The following is a 13,574-nucleotide window of genomic DNA, read 5'->3' as shown; positions in this document are numbered from 1 at the left end:
CGCGTGATGCGAGCGCTGCCCAGTCACCACTCCGATCATGGGCGCGTGGTGGACTGCGTCACACTGGCGGTGTGAGCGGCTTTCTTTGCTTACCTTTCTTTGCCGCGGCAAAGAAAGTAAGTGCCGCCCCGCACAGGGGCAACACTAATAGACCGACACGCTCACAAGGAAACGCGAAAAAACAGCAAATCAAACCCTATCAAACGCCAACGTAGGCACATCAACAATAGAAGACCCCCCATCGGCGACAATCGCAGCCCCAGTCACGATACTCGCGGCTGGCGAAGCCAGAAACCCGCAAACCTGCGCAATCTCATCAGCACTTGCAGCACGCCTCAAAGGCACATCGCCACAAACACGAGCATAGGCCTCGTCGAGCGAATCGCCATGGCGATCCATAAGCGGCTGCATTTCCTGATCGGCCATTGGCGTGCGAACCCACCCTGGGCAAACCGCATTCACCCGCACGCCATGCGGGCCATAATCACGCGCCAGCGAGCGCATTAGCCCGATCAAAGCATGCTTGGCCGTGGTGTACCCACACACATCAGGCCCAGCGGCAAGCGAAGCGATAGAAGCCACCATCACGATCGACCCGCGCCGCTCGATCAATTGCGGCAGACACGCACGAGCGCTCACAAAAGCGGTATCCACATTCGCCCGCATCGCAGCCGCCCACGCGTCGTCGCCCGTTTGCAGCGCGCTGCCGGCACCCAGTCCACCCGCACAAGCGATCAGGCTAGCGACGCCACCTTCACCCTCCAGCGCAGCATTAAACCGCTCCCAGTCCGCCGCGCTCGCCGCATCGCCTTCCAGCACGAGACCGCCCGTCGCCGCCGCGACGTGCTCAAGCGGCCCGCGCCGTCGTCCAATCAGCGCGACGCGCGCGCCTTGAGCCGCAAAGAGTCGGGCGCAGGCTTCGCCAATGCCGGTGCCCGCACCCGTGATGACGACGCAGCCCTGAGCGGGCGGGAAAAAAGATGTCATGCCGATGGCTCCTGAAATGGTTGCACCGCGTAGGTGTGCGGGCAGTCTAGGCGTCGCGCATCGACGGGCCTATCGGGCAAAAGGATGACAAGACAGCCGCGCCTGCGCAGCGGATTTGCCAATTTGCGCTCACACCCTGGCGCGCCGCCTGCCTAGCATCGTCGATACGAACCGTCCGGAAAGACTCACGGCCAGGAGACCGCCCATGCCCAGAGAAGATTGCCGCGCCGCCGTGCTCGAAACCGCGGTCGCCACGCTCGCGAAGCTGGTGCGCCCCGGCGCGACCGTGTTTTACCGGATCGGCGGCGACCAGCAGCCATCTAGCTTCGAGCTGTTCGGCCTCGCCGAGACCATGCATCGCACGTGGCTGCAACGCTATCTCGTGCTCGACCCGATGCACCCGTCGCGCTACCTGCGCCAGCACGGCAACGTGCTCACGCTAGCGGGCGAGTTGCCCGAGGCGCTGCGCGGCGATTCGGTGTACTGGCGGCGCTTCTTGCAGCCCCATCGCGTCGTGGACGTGATGGAGGTGCTGCTGCGGGAAGAGGGCCGCGCCGTCGCTGCTTTTTCGCTGTTGCGCTTCGCGCCGGATACGCCTTTCGAGCCCCACGAGATTGACCATGCCCGGGCGCTACAGCCCTTGCTCGAAGTCGCACTCGCGCCTTTGCTGCGCAGCGAAAGCGCACTGCACATCGCCGCGCCCAGCGACGAGACCGGGGCGCCGCGCCTCACGCACCGCGAGGAGCAGATCGCGCGTCTCGTGCGCGATGGCCTCTCGAACAAGGCCATCGCGCGCGACCTCGCGCTTTCGCAGCCCACCGTGAAGACCCACTTGCTGCGCATGTTCCGCAAGCTCGGCGTGTCTAGCCGCACCGAGCTGGTCGGCGCGCTGTTTCTTTGACCTGCCATCGAACGAGGACTGCACGATGAACGCCCGCGCGCCCTTGCTGGACGACGACGCTCCCTCGACTTACGAAGAAGGCGGCCTGCTGCTCTATGCGGTCGCGGCAGTCGCGGTCGAACCCGCTGGCGAGCCTGGCTGGTTTCGCCGCTGCGCGCACGCGGGCGCAGCCGTGATTTCGCGCGAGGAGGACGTGCCCGACGTGCTCCTGCGCCTGCCCGACTGCTGGAATATCGCCGACGCCGCACGCTGTTGCGGCCTGCACGACGACGCCGACATCGTCGCCGCCGATCCGCGTTTTCGGCATGGTATCGATGCCACCGCCTTTGCCATCGTTGCGCACGACGACGGCAAGCGCCATGTGCTGCTGATGCAGGTGAACGCGGCAGAAGCCGTGCTGATGGCCGAGCGCCCGTTTCGCGAGCGCGACGGTTTCGAGCGCTGCATCTGGCCGAACTGATCAAAGCCGCGATGAACGCCGCAATGAACGCTGCGATGAACGTTTACCCGCACCGCGCGGCGATCTGCCAATTTGCGCTAACGCGTGCTGACCCGCGCCCCTAAAGTCGGAACACGATGCCGCGCCCGTCGGCGCAGGCAACCGAGCAATCAGCGCCCGAAAAGCGCCCACAGTGTGCCAAGCGAGAGAGCGAGATTATGAGTAGCGATGCAAAGGTCAGGGTCAACGAAAGCGTGCGCGCGTTCCTCGCGCGCGAACATGGCCTGTTCATCAACGGCGGCCCGCAGCCCGCGCTCAGCGCAATGCGTGTCGATGTGTTCGATCCGTCCACGGGCGAGGCGATCGCTTCGGTTCCCGACGCCAATGCCGCCGATGTCGACCGCGCCGTGACCAATGCGCGCGAGGCATTCGACGCGCGTGTCTGGAGCGGCCTGCGTCCCGCCGATCGCGAGCGCATCCTGCTGCATTTCGCCGACCTGATCGAAGCCAACGCCGAAGACCTCGCACAACTTGAGACGCTGGAACAGGGCAAGTCGATCAACATTTCGCGCGCGATCGAAGTGGGCGCGACCGTCGAATACGTGCGCTATATGGCCGGCTGGGCCACCAAGATCACCGGCGAAACGCTCGACGTGTCGATTCCGTTTCCGCCGGGCGCGCGCTACACGGCCTACACGCGCAAGGAGCCGGTAGGCGTGGTCGCGGGCATCGTGCCGTGGAATTTCCCGCTCATGATCGCCGTGTGGAAGCTGATTCCCGCGCTCGCGGCGGGTTGCACGATCGTCATCAAGCCGTCGCCGGAAACGCCGCTCACAGCGCTGCGTATTGCCGAAATCGCTGTCGAGGCGGGCATCCCGCCGGGCGTGTTCAACGTCGTGACGGGCGGGCGCGAATGCGGCGCCGCGCTCGCCGCCCATCCCGCGATCGCCAAGATATCGTTCACGGGTTCGACGCCCACGGGCAAGCTGATCGGCACGGCGGCCGTGCAGAACATGACGCGCTTTTCGCTTGAGCTCGGCGGCAAGAATCCGGCTGTGATGCTCGCGGACGTGGACGTCGACCAGGCCGTGCAGGGCGCGCTCGCGGGCGGCTTTCTCAACCAGGGGCAGGTGTGCGCGGCGGCTTCGCGCATCTATATCCATCGCAGCAAGTACCGTCAGATCGCCGACGGTCTTGCCGATGTCGCGCGCTCGATGACGCTGGGCGCCGGTCTCGATCCCACTGCGCAGATCAACCCGCTGGTGTCCGCGCAGCATCGCGACCGCGTGGAGCAGCACATCGCGCGCGCGCATGCCGATGGCCTGCGCTTTCTCGCGGGCGGCACGCGCGTCGATGGGCCGGGCTACTACGTCAATCCGGCGGTGATCGACAACGTGCCGCAGGACGCGGCGCTCGTGCGCGACGAAGTGTTCGGGCCGGTGCTCGCGCTGATCCCCTTCGACGACCCCGCCGAGGCGCTGCGCCAGGCCAACGATTCGCCCTATGGTCTGGCCGCGAGTCTGTGGAGCAACGATCTGCGCGCGGTCATGAACCTCGTGCCGCGCATCGAGGCGGGCACGGTCTGGGTCAACTGCCACGTGCCGCTCGATCCGTCGATGCCGTTCGGCGGCTACAAGCAATCGGGCATGGGCCGCGAGTTCGGCAAGTACGCGGTCGAAGGCTTCACCGAAACCAAGTCCATCTGCATCGCGCACTGAGCGCATTGAATATCGACGTAGAGGAAGACACCATGAGCCATCAATCCGCCTTCTGGCACCCGATGATCCACCCCGCCGAGATGCAGCGGCGCACGCCAATCCGCATCGTGCGCGGCGACGGCTGCTTCGTGTTCGACGAGCACGGCAAGCAGCTGGTCGACGGCGTGGCGGGGCTATGGAACGTCAACATCGGCCACAACCGCCGCGAGGTGAAAGAGGCCATCACGGCGCAGCTCGACGAGCTCGAATACTTCCAGTTGTTCGACGGCATTTCGCATCCTCGCGCCGAAGAACTTTCGCGCCTGCTGATCGACATGCTCGAACCCGAAGGCATGACGCGCGTGACCTATAGCTCGGGCGGCTCGGACGCCGTGGAATCGGCGCTCAAGCTCGCGCGCCAGTACTGGAAGGTCGAGGGCCAGGCCGATCGCACCAAGTTTATTTCGCTGAAGCAGGGTTATCACGGCACGCATTTCGGCGGCGCGTCGGTCAACGGCAATACGGTTTTCCGCCGCAATTACGAGCCTAATTTGCCAGGCTGCTTCCACGTGGAAACGCCGTGGCTCTATCGCAATCCGTTCACGCAGGATCCGCAGGAACTGGGCCGCATCTGCGCGGAGATGCTCGAACGCGAGATCCTGTTCCAGAGCCCCGACACCGTGGCCGCTTTCATCGCCGAACCGGTGCAGGGCGCGGGCGGCGTGATCGTGCCGCCGGAGAACTACTGGCCGCTGATCCGCGAAGTCTGCGACAAGTACGGAGTCCTGCTGATCGCCGATGAGATCGTGACGGGCTTTGGCCGCACGGGCAGCATGTTCGGCAGCCGCGGCTGGGGCGTGAAGCCGGACATCATGTGCTTCGCGAAGGGCATTTCGTCGGGCTATATCCCGCTGGGCGCGACCGCGTTCAATGCGCGGATCGAGCAGGCCTTCATGAAGAACGCCGACTTCACGGGCGCGCTGATGCACGGCTATACCTACGCGGGCCACCCGGTCGCGTGCGCGGCGGCGCTGGCCAACCTCAAGATCGTCGCCGACGAAAACCTGCCGGCCAACGCGGCGGCGCAGGGCAAGCATCTGCTCGAAGCGCTCCAGCCGTTCGCGAAGCGCTACGCGGCCGTGGGCGACGTGCGCGGCAAGGGCCTGATGGTGGCGCTCGATCTGGTGAAGGACAAGGCCACGCGCGAGCCGATCGACCCCACCGACGGTTACGCCAACCGCGTCGCCGAAATCGCCCGCGAAAACGGCGTGCTGGTGCGCCCGGTCGGCACCAAGATCATTCTTTCGCCGCCGCTCGTGATCGAGACCGCGCAGATCGACGCCATCGTCCAGGCGCTGGCTGCGGGCTTCGAAGAGGCCTGATTTTCAGGCTCTTCTGGATATTTTTTGCGGCAGACCCGCTTCCGACTTCATCGATTAAACTGGGTCGATTAAGATGCTGTTGATTCATGCAGGAGACAGCAGATGGATTTCAGGGTCAGCGCGCTTGCCGACGTGCATGATCATTCGCTCGCCGTGAGCGGCTGGGAGCAGGTCTATCGTCAGATGACGCCAGGCCGCTACGAAAGCCGCGTCGTACAGGCCACGTCGAGCGAATTTCATTTCTTCCGCGAGCAGACCAATCGCCGCGTCGTCCAGGCGGGCGTGTCGCCAGCGGGCTTTGCCTCGCTGGCGGTGCCGCTTTATGCGCCCGTGGTGGGCACGTTCCAGGGCCAGAAGGTCGATGGCTACGCGCTCATGCAGCTTGGCCCTGGCGAGGAATTCCGCTTCTACACGCCCGAGGCCATGCACTACGTGGGCGTGAGCCTGCCCGCCGAAACCATGTTCGAACTCGTCGCCGTGACCATCGGCGAAGAGTCCGCGCGCCAGTTGCGCCGCAACGTGGTGCCATTTCCGGCTGAAGCCGCGAAGGCGCTGCGCCTGCGTCTTGCCCCTTTTCTCGACGCCAGCGAGCGCAATTGCGCGGTGTTTGCCGATGCGGCGTCGAACGCGGCGTCGGTCAAGCGCTTCCAGGACGAGGTGCTGAGCGTGCTGCTCGGCCTGCTGGAGAGCGCGACGGGGCTGCCCTCGCGCGACGTCACGCACGCGACCTACAGCGACATCGTCAAGCGCTGCGAGCGCATCACCGAAGACAACACCCAGGAGTCGCTCACGGTGCTCGACCTGTGCCGGATGCTGCGTTGCAGCCGCCGCACGCTGCAAACGAGCTTCCAGCGCGTGGCCAACGTCACGCCGGTCGAGTACCTGCGATCGATCCGCCTGAACGCCGTGCATCGCTTGCTGCGCTCTACCAGCGCCGACGAGCTTTTGATCGGCGACGCCGCTGCGCGCTGGGGCTTCACGCACCTGAGCTACTTCGCACGCGAGTATCGCGACCTGTTCGGCGAGCTGCCTTCGCAGACGGTGCGCAAGAGCTGAATCCGTCACGCTCCATCGCGCTCCATCGCGTTCCTTTTCGTTCTGCTTTCGGCAGGGCGCGGTTTTCCCGTCTTTCTGCTCCCGACTAACCCTGGTTCTGGCCCCGCGCCGCGCGGCTTGCCGATTTGTGCTGCCGCCAGTCAATTTTGACTCCCTACAGTGGTTCCCGACACCCGGCACATCATGCGCCGCGGGACGACTACTACTCATCGGAGCGAGATACATGAACGTCGCGGCAGAACCCACGCCCTCGACCGAACTACGCAAAGGCGCCCTCGGTCTGGGCTTCATCGTCTTTTTCGTCATCTCCGCCGCCGGGCCGCTCGTGGCCATTGCGGGCGGCTTTCCCATCGGCATCATGCTCGGCAACGGTGCGGGCACGCCTGCGCTGCTGATCGCCACCGTCGTGATCCTGCTGCTGTTCGCGGCGGGCTATACGGCGATGTCGCGTCACGTCACGAATGCGGGCGGCTTCTACGCGTTCACCGCGCGCGGGCTGGGCGGCACGGCGGGCGGCGCGGCGGCGTTGCTCGCGCTGCTCGGCTACAACACCATGCAGATCGGCCTGTATGGCATGTTCGGCGCGGTGGCGTCGGGCTTCCTGCAGACCCATTTCGGCCTGAATGCGCCGTGGTGGGTCTGTTCGCTCGCCGCGATGGCGAGCATCGCCGTGCTCGGGTACCGGCAGATCGATTTGTCGGCCAAGGTGCTGTCGCTGCTCGTGCTGGGCGAGTACGTGGTCGTGCTGATCCTCGATCTCGCGATCCTCAAGAGCGGCGGCGCACATGGCGTGAATGCCGTGTCGTTCACGCCGCGCGTGTTCCTTGGCGGCACGCCCGCGCTCGGCTTCCTGTTCTGCTTCGCGAGTTTCATCGGCTTCGAGGCGACCACGATCTACAGCGAGGAAGCGAAAGACCCGCAGCGCACGGTGCCGCTCGCGACCTACATCTCAGTACTGCTGATCGGCGGCTTCTACGCGTTCTCGGTCTGGTGCATGGTGATCGGCGCGGGCGCGGACGATATCGTCAAGACGCTCAGCGCGTTGCAGGATCCGACCACGTTCCTCTATACGCTTTCCGATCACTACGCCAACAGCACGCTCACGGCGGCGATGAGCGTGCTGTTCATCACGAGCGTGTACGCGGGCCTGCTCGCGTTCCACAACTCGGCGGCGCGTTACTTCTTTGCGAGCGGCCGCGAAGGGCTGCTGCCGAAGTCGCTGGGCCGCACGCATGCGGTGCATTGCAGCCCCCATCGCGGTTCGCTGTGGCAATCGGCGATTGCGGCAGTGGTGGTGCTCGTCTTCATCGTCGCGCACGCCGATCCGGTGCTGACGCTGTTCTCGTGGCTCACCAATGTCGCGACGCTGTGCATCATCGCGTTGATGACGCTGGCGTCGGCGGCGGTGTTCGTGTTCTTCCGCCGCCAAACGGTACGTCAGGAAGGCGCGTTGCGCGTCGTGTGGTTCCCGGTGATTTCGGGGATCGCGCTGGCCGTCGTGTTGATGCTCGCGGTCGCCAACTTCCCGCTGCTCACGGGCGCGGGCGCAACGCTCTCGTATGCGTTGACGGCGCTGCTGCCGGTGTTCGCGGTGATTGGCGTGTATCTGGCGCGCCGGTTGAAGCAGCGCGATCCGGCGGCTTACGGGCGACTCGGCAATTCGCGCCTGTAATTGAGCGCTTGAAGCGGTGAAGTGCGGCCCGTCGATGACGGGCCGCACTGCGTTTACGGCTCAGGGCACGGCGATTGCAATGCCCGCATGGGGTGCTTCAACGATCGGAAACATTTTTTCGATTCTCTGCGCAAGGCCCGTGGCGAGTGGAGGCAGGCTGGCGTCGGCGGCAATGTCAAACAGTGTGGGTCGCGGTATCGAATTCAGGGTCACAGCGATACACTCGCCGAAATCTCATCGGCCCCAAGTTGGCCGTCAGGTTTGGCTCGCGTATACCGCAACAGACATTCGAGGAAGATATGCCGGCTTTCATCGTGAAATACACTCACCGCCACATGAACACCACGACGGACATCGGCTCCGCGATCCGGGTCGACGCCGTATCGGGAGACGCCGCCATCGACCAGGCCTGGGTTCTTCTCAAGCAGCGCCACCCCGGCGAATACATCGTGGTGACGGCGGCCATCAGGAAGTAGCCGCGCCATCGTGTCGCTGGGGGTTTGATCGAGCTTCTACCCGTCGCCTCGCGGCGGGTCAGTAAATTCCGAATTCACGACGCCTGGCGCGCAGCCGCGCGGCGCATGTTGTAACGTCAACCATGCACGGGCTTCGGTCGTTGCGGACGATCGTCGATCTTCAGGAGGCCCGTCGTGCTCGCCGCCAGGGTTCGCCAGTACCTGAAACCCTCTCCCGCTTCCGGCGGCGTATCGAAACGCTTGCTCACCTGGTGGCCAACATGAAAACAATCCACTTCCCCAGCACGATTTCCGCGTTCGTCGCGCTTTGCTGCGCTAGCGCAGCGTGTGCGCAGCCGCTGCCCACCAGCGCACAAAGCCCCGCGCGACAGCAGGCCGCGCTCGCCAACCCTGCGTCGGTCAACTGCATCCACAACGGCGGCACCCTCCAGATCGTCCAGACGGCCGAAGGGCAGGTGGGCCTGTGCAAGCTGCCCAACGGCCATCAATGCGAAGAGTGGGCCTTGCTGCGCGGCGAGTGCCAGGCGGCCGCGCAATGAGCTCGCCGACCGTGAATCGCGATTACGGCGAGCGCGGCAACCCAGCCAGTTACCGCGGCGATTACAGCGGCGACGCACAGGTGCTCGCGCATGCCCTGTGCGCGCAAATCGATCATGCCGCCTCCATGCCGAAGTCGCGCGCCTGGGTCGTGCGCCTGCCTAACGTCGATCCGGATGCCGCGTTGCTGCTGCGCTTTTCGCCGCCAGAGGCGCTGGGGCGCGTCGTGGTGGAGTGCATGCTGGCGCTCGGCGGCGTGCCGATGCGCACGGCCGATTACCTCAGTGCCGACGCCCTGCGCGCGACCCGCTATCGGCGCACGATCACGCTGTCGCTCACCAAGAAAGCGAGCCGCCTCGCCGAGGAGATCAAGGGGCGTCTGGTGCCGGGCTATATCGAGGTGCTCGAACGGATTCGCGCCCAGCGTGGAGCGCAGGGATCGGCGAACGCCGCTTACGCGCAGGTTGGCGTACGCGGCTACCACATCGCGCCGCCTGCGCACGGCTTCATCATGCCCACGCTGCTCGCGAGCATCGGGCTGCATAGCACCGAATGGACGGGACATCGTTCGGTGGTGCTGCCGCGTCTCGTGACGGGCGGGCCGCAGATCGACGTGAAGGTCGAAAGCGAGCAGGCGGGCACGGTGCATCTGTCGATCAGCGAACTGCCGCTGGAACGCGCGCAGGCCGTGCTGCAACTGATCTGCGATATCCGGTGAGCGCACAGGCAGGGGCGACGGGTAGGCCCAGGCGATCGCAAACATCGTGCATGTGACAGGCACATTTCAGGACGTTTTTAGGACGGCGATTTTCGATGCTACGGCATACTTCGCCTGACGAGGTAAAGACGGCGCTGCGGCGCCGCCTCGGCAACCAGTAACCCCATAGGAGTCAAGCAAATGAGCATCTTTGGCGATATCGTGAACAAGCTGTTCCACAAGGCCAAACCTGACGAGACGCCGCCGGCCGTCGAGCCGACGCCGGATCCTGCAGCCGCCCAGGCCGCCGCCCCCGATGCCGCACCGGCGCCTGCGCCGCTGAGCGACGTCGACGTTGCCGCCGTGATGGATCAGTTCGTGTCGGAGAGCGGCCAGACGCTGAACTGGCGCGTGTCGATCGTCGATACCATGAAGGCGCTTGGCGTGGACAGCAGCCTTGACCACCGCAAGCAGCTCGCGCAGGAGCTCAAGTACTCGGGCGACATGAACGATTCCGCCAGCATGAACATCTGGCTGCACAAGCAGGTGATGGCCGCGCTGGCCGCGAACGGCGGCAAGCTGCCGGCCGATCTGGCGGGTTGATTCGGTTGAAGTGCCGCGTAAGTCCGTAAGGGCGAGGCGGCGCTAGATAGTGCAGAAAAACGCGCCGCGGGAGACGTTCCCGCGGCGCGTTTTTTTATGGGTTGCAGCTCGCTGACAAACGCATCCTGCGATAAGTCAGTCCGTCGCCCACGCCGTTGGAATAGCGTAGCGAGACGAAATAATCTGCAGATTCGGAAATGGTGTCTGTGCGTGCGAGCGCGCTTTTGAAACGGCTCGGCTGCAACAAAGAGGCGCCTGGATCGATCCAGGGCATCAGGGAATTGGGTGGCAGGGGAAGAAGGATTCGAACCTTCGAATGCCGGAATCAAAATCCGGTGCCTTAGGCCAGCTTGGCGACTCCCCTACGTAGGGGCGAGATACTACCAAAGGATTTGAAAAAAGCAAAGAGGGCGTTGCGAACGCCCTCAAAAAAATCGTCAGGCGGGGCGCGGCGAATTCGCGTCCACATACACCCATGCCGCCACGCCCGATGCGAGCGTGACCCGGTCGCGCCGGTAGGCCGCGACTTCATACTCATCGGCTTGGGCGAGTTCTTCCGGCGTGATGGCGAACACCGCGCCGTTGACGCGGTCGGCGGGATTGCCCGTCCAGGCGACGACAGGGTGATGGGTCTTGCCGCTCGTCGCGACGACCTGCGGATCTTCGATCTTCAGCATCGTCAGCGAGAAGCCCGGCATGTCGTCGCTCTGGCCGTCGAGCTTGCGGCCGAAAGTGGCGATCTGCACCTGTTCGAGCTGCAAGGTGCCATAGGAGAAGAGGCGCTCGGAGTATTTGGGATCGATGGTCATGGTGCGTGAGGGTATGTGAAGGTGCGAGAGGATGAGAGAGGGGAAAAGCGCAGAATCCTCCGTGATTATAGGGATCGTTTCACGCGCTCGCCGGCGGGACTGCAATCGATACAATGCCCGGTAACCACCACGAATCACCGGCAATCACTGGAGACATCAAGCTCATGGAAGCCCCGCATCATCGCCTCGATATCGTCCCGGACGCTCAACGCGAACATCATGTTCCGCGCGGCGTGATGGCCCGTCTTCCCGCGCAGGGCGTGACGGTCTTCACGGTGGACGACGACGCATCCGATACCGCGCAGTTCAGCGAACGTTATGGCTTCGGCCTCGAAGACTGCGCGAACACCCTGGTGCTGCGCTACAAGCGCGACGGCGCGGAGCACCACGCCGCCGTGGTGACCCTCGGCTCGCGCCGTCTGGACGTCAATGGCGCGGTAAAAGCGCGTCTGGGCGCGCAACGCCTGTCGTTCGCGAAGCGCGAGCAGGCAGTCGAACTCACGGGCATGGAGTTTGGCGGCATCACGGCGTTTGGCGTGCCTGCCGACTGGGTCGTGCTGGTGGACAGCGCCGTGATGGCGCGCGAGCGCATCGTGATGGGCGCGGGCGTGCGGGCGACCAAGCTGCTGCTGGCGCCTGCGTTGCTGGAGCAACTGCCCAATGTCGATATCGCGCCACTCGTCTTCGAAGATGATGCAATTGAAAAGGCATCCTGACTAAGTCGCCTTGCTGGAGAGGCTTCAGGTGCAATTTGGGGGCAGTGGCCTGGGCGTTTTGTATCGCTATGTATCGGCAGTGCGTTGGGACAAGAACGCTTGCGTAAAGGCGGGTTGGCGCAAACATGCCCGATACGTTGGGGGCGTCAAATACACCCATGCCAGCCAGCGACGCAACGCCCCGCGAAACGCCGCTGCTGGAAGCGGCGCAGCGCCCTCCACGCCGGGTGGTGCGCGCCGAACTTCACTCTCACTCAAAGGTGCCCGTCATGAAGCTCATCCAGTCGCTTATCGTTGCCGTTGCCATGGTCGCTCCCGTCGCTGCGTTCGCGCAGGCAAGCCAGGCTAACCAGCCGCTCACGCGCGCCCAGGTGCAGGCCGAACTCGTGCAACTCGAAAAGGCGGGCTACACCCCCGCGCGCAACGACCTGCACTATCCGGATGACATCCAGGCCGCCCAGGCCCGGGTGGATGCGCAGAATGCGCAGAACGCAGGATCGGCCTACGGCGGCGTGGCGAATGGCTCGTCGGCATCGGGCGCGGCATCGAAGACGTCGTTCACCCAGACGCAGGACGACGTGCCCGGACTCGGCCCGATCTTCGCGCACCCCTGAGGCATGCGTGACCGGGTGGCGCTGCGTGCGCGATTTACAGCGCGCGCAGGCCCTCGATATCGACAATGCGGATCAGCTTGCCCTGTGCGTCGATCAGGTTGCGCTTCTGGAAGCGCGACAGGATGCGGCTCACGGTTTCCAGCGTAATGCCCAGATAGCTGCCCATATCTTCGCGTGACATGCGCAGGTGGAATTCGGCGTGCGAATAGCCGCGCTGCCAGTTGCGCTCCGACACGTCGAGCAGGAAGTTGGCCACGCGCTCCTCGGCGGAGAGCGAGCCCAGCACCATCATCTGCGAGGCCTCGCGGTTGAACTGGTCGCCCATCAGGCGATGCAGGCGATCCTGCATCGTCACGGTCTCGCGGCACAGGTTCTTGAGCGCGGCATAGGGCAGCGTGCAGATCGAGCTGTCCTCCAGCGCGATCGCGCTAAAGGCGTGCGTATCGTTCGCAATGCCGTCGAGGCCGAGCGCCTCGCCCGCCAGTTGCAGGCCGGTGATCTGCTCGCGGCCGTCGCGATGCACGATCAGCGTCTTGAGCGAGCCGGAGCGCACGGCGTAGAGGTTGTCGAAGCGGTCGCCCGCGCGGTAGAGCGCTTCGCCGCGGCGCACTTTGCGCACGCTGCAAATCAGGGCTTCGAGCTTGGGGATGTCGTCGGAGGCGAGTCCTTGCGGCATGCACAGATGGCGCATGGCGCAGGCGGAGCAGCGTGCGGCCGTCTGTCGGGCTGGCGCGGGCGCGAGGCTGGCCGGGTTGACGCGACGTACGGCGACTTGGGATACCGCGGTAGGGGACAGCATCGAAACACTCCTCTGATCGGTTCCGGATTATTGTCCCCTTACAGAGTAAGGTTAAATAGGCGTCAAAATGACGCGCCTGGGCGACGGCATTGTTGGAGCCTTGTCAGGCGGCGCTTTGCGCGATCGTGCTAGCGCCGCCATGCATCGAAAACAACATCCATCGTGCATCGATGTGGCACGCCGCCACGG

The 13,574-nt window shown here is 64.7% G+C and carries 16 protein-coding genes and 1 tRNA gene; 12 read left to right on the top strand and 5 right to left on the bottom strand.

Features of this window, described 5'->3' with window-relative positions; all coding sequences use genetic code 11:
- Positions 1-189: 189 nt before the first annotated feature.
- On the bottom strand, positions 190-987 hold the full coding sequence (locus tag BBA01S_RS18155) for an SDR family NAD(P)-dependent oxidoreductase (protein ID WP_027817695.1): 798 nt from the start codon (positions 985-987) through the stop codon (positions 190-192).
- Between the two features lie 205 nt (positions 988-1,192).
- On the opposite strand from BBA01S_RS18155, the gene BBA01S_RS18150 reads away from it, so the two are divergent.
- From BBA01S_RS18150 to BBA01S_RS46850, 7 genes are all read left to right on the top strand, one after another.
- Positions 1,193-1,888 (top strand): helix-turn-helix transcriptional regulator, encoded by a 696-nt coding sequence (locus BBA01S_RS18150; protein ID WP_027817694.1) that lies wholly within the window; start codon positions 1,193-1,195, stop codon positions 1,886-1,888.
- Between the two features lie 25 nt (positions 1,889-1,913).
- Complete coding sequence (locus BBA01S_RS41705; RefSeq protein WP_042297473.1) at positions 1,914-2,348, top strand: hypothetical protein; 435 nt, start codon at positions 1,914-1,916, stop codon at positions 2,346-2,348.
- Positions 2,349-2,545: 197 nt separating this feature from the next.
- Positions 2,546-4,045 (top strand): aldehyde dehydrogenase family protein, encoded by a 1,500-nt coding sequence (locus BBA01S_RS18135; RefSeq protein WP_027817693.1) that lies wholly within the window; start codon positions 2,546-2,548, stop codon positions 4,043-4,045.
- A gap of 32 nt (positions 4,046-4,077) precedes the next feature.
- Positions 4,078-5,406 (top strand): aspartate aminotransferase family protein, encoded by a 1,329-nt coding sequence (locus BBA01S_RS18130; protein ID WP_027817692.1) that lies wholly within the window; start codon positions 4,078-4,080, stop codon positions 5,404-5,406.
- Positions 5,407-5,508: 102 nt separating this feature from the next.
- Positions 5,509-6,462, top strand: coding sequence for a helix-turn-helix domain-containing protein (locus tag BBA01S_RS18125; protein ID WP_027817691.1), 954 nt, complete (start codon positions 5,509-5,511; stop codon positions 6,460-6,462).
- Positions 6,463-6,685: 223 nt separating this feature from the next.
- Positions 6,686-8,134 carry an APC family permease gene (locus BBA01S_RS18120; protein ID WP_027817690.1) on the top strand — a complete coding sequence of 483 codons (1,449 nt, stop codon included), beginning with the start codon at positions 6,686-6,688 and terminating at the stop codon, positions 8,132-8,134.
- A gap of 314 nt (positions 8,135-8,448) precedes the next feature.
- The gene (locus BBA01S_RS46850; protein ID WP_156965978.1) at positions 8,449-8,610 is read left to right on the top strand and encodes a hypothetical protein; all 162 of its coding nucleotides are present in this window, start codon (positions 8,449-8,451) and stop codon (positions 8,608-8,610) included.
- 116 nt (positions 8,611-8,726) lie between these two features.
- Here BBA01S_RS46850 and BBA01S_RS48460 read toward each other — a convergent pair whose 3' ends face one another.
- Positions 8,727-8,858: a hypothetical protein gene (locus tag BBA01S_RS48460; protein WP_281176974.1), complete on the bottom strand. Its 132-nt coding sequence runs from the start codon at positions 8,856-8,858 to the stop codon at positions 8,727-8,729.
- A 12-nt stretch (positions 8,859-8,870) separates the two neighbouring features.
- Between BBA01S_RS48460 and BBA01S_RS18110 the strand changes: the two genes are divergently transcribed.
- The 3 genes from BBA01S_RS18110 (at position 8,871) to BBA01S_RS18100 (ending at position 10,447) form a co-directional block, all read left to right on the top strand.
- Positions 8,871-9,149, top strand: a complete 279-nt coding sequence (locus BBA01S_RS18110; protein ID WP_084162268.1) for a putative hemolysin — start codon at positions 8,871-8,873, stop codon at positions 9,147-9,149.
- Positions 9,146-9,865: a hypothetical protein gene (locus tag BBA01S_RS18105; protein ID WP_042297472.1), complete on the top strand. Its 720-nt coding sequence runs from the start codon at positions 9,146-9,148 to the stop codon at positions 9,863-9,865. The genes BBA01S_RS18110 and BBA01S_RS18105 overlap by 4 nt, the downstream gene beginning before the upstream one ends.
- Before the next feature lie 180 nt (positions 9,866-10,045).
- Positions 10,046-10,447, top strand: a complete 402-nt coding sequence (locus tag BBA01S_RS18100) for a DUF3597 domain-containing protein (RefSeq protein ID WP_027817687.1) — start codon at positions 10,046-10,048, stop codon at positions 10,445-10,447.
- Between the two features lie 286 nt (positions 10,448-10,733).
- On the opposite strand, the gene BBA01S_RS18095 is transcribed toward BBA01S_RS18100, so the two are convergent.
- Both BBA01S_RS18095 and BBA01S_RS18090 read right to left on the bottom strand, forming a co-directional pair.
- Positions 10,734-10,811: transfer RNA gene (locus BBA01S_RS18095), tRNA-Gln, on the bottom strand.
- Positions 10,812-10,884: 73 nt separating this feature from the next.
- Positions 10,885-11,256, bottom strand: coding sequence for a gamma-glutamylcyclotransferase family protein (locus tag BBA01S_RS18090; RefSeq protein WP_027817686.1), 372 nt, complete (start codon positions 11,254-11,256; stop codon positions 10,885-10,887).
- Positions 11,257-11,420: 164 nt separating this feature from the next.
- Here BBA01S_RS18090 and BBA01S_RS41700 point away from each other — a divergent pair, with 164 nt between their 5' ends.
- Both BBA01S_RS41700 and BBA01S_RS18080 read left to right on the top strand, forming a co-directional pair.
- On the top strand, positions 11,421-11,972 hold the full coding sequence (locus tag BBA01S_RS41700; protein WP_042297471.1) for a YbaK/EbsC family protein: 552 nt from the start codon (positions 11,421-11,423) through the stop codon (positions 11,970-11,972).
- Positions 11,973-12,241: 269 nt separating this feature from the next.
- Positions 12,242-12,586: a DUF4148 domain-containing protein gene (locus BBA01S_RS18080; protein ID WP_027817685.1), complete on the top strand. Its 345-nt coding sequence runs from the start codon at positions 12,242-12,244 to the stop codon at positions 12,584-12,586.
- Positions 12,587-12,620: 34 nt separating this feature from the next.
- On the opposite strand, the gene BBA01S_RS18075 is transcribed toward BBA01S_RS18080, so the two are convergent.
- A complete protein-coding gene (locus tag BBA01S_RS18075) occupies positions 12,621-13,277 on the bottom strand; it encodes a helix-turn-helix domain-containing protein (protein WP_027817684.1) in 657 nt (218 codons plus the stop codon).
- Positions 13,278-13,574: the final 297 nt, after the last annotated feature.

The sequence above is a fragment of the Paraburkholderia bannensis NBRC 103871 genome, from assembly GCF_000685015.1.
Lineage (GTDB): Bacteria > Pseudomonadota > Gammaproteobacteria > Burkholderiales > Burkholderiaceae > Paraburkholderia > Paraburkholderia bannensis.
This window is presented reverse-complemented; position numbering and strand designations above follow the sequence as displayed.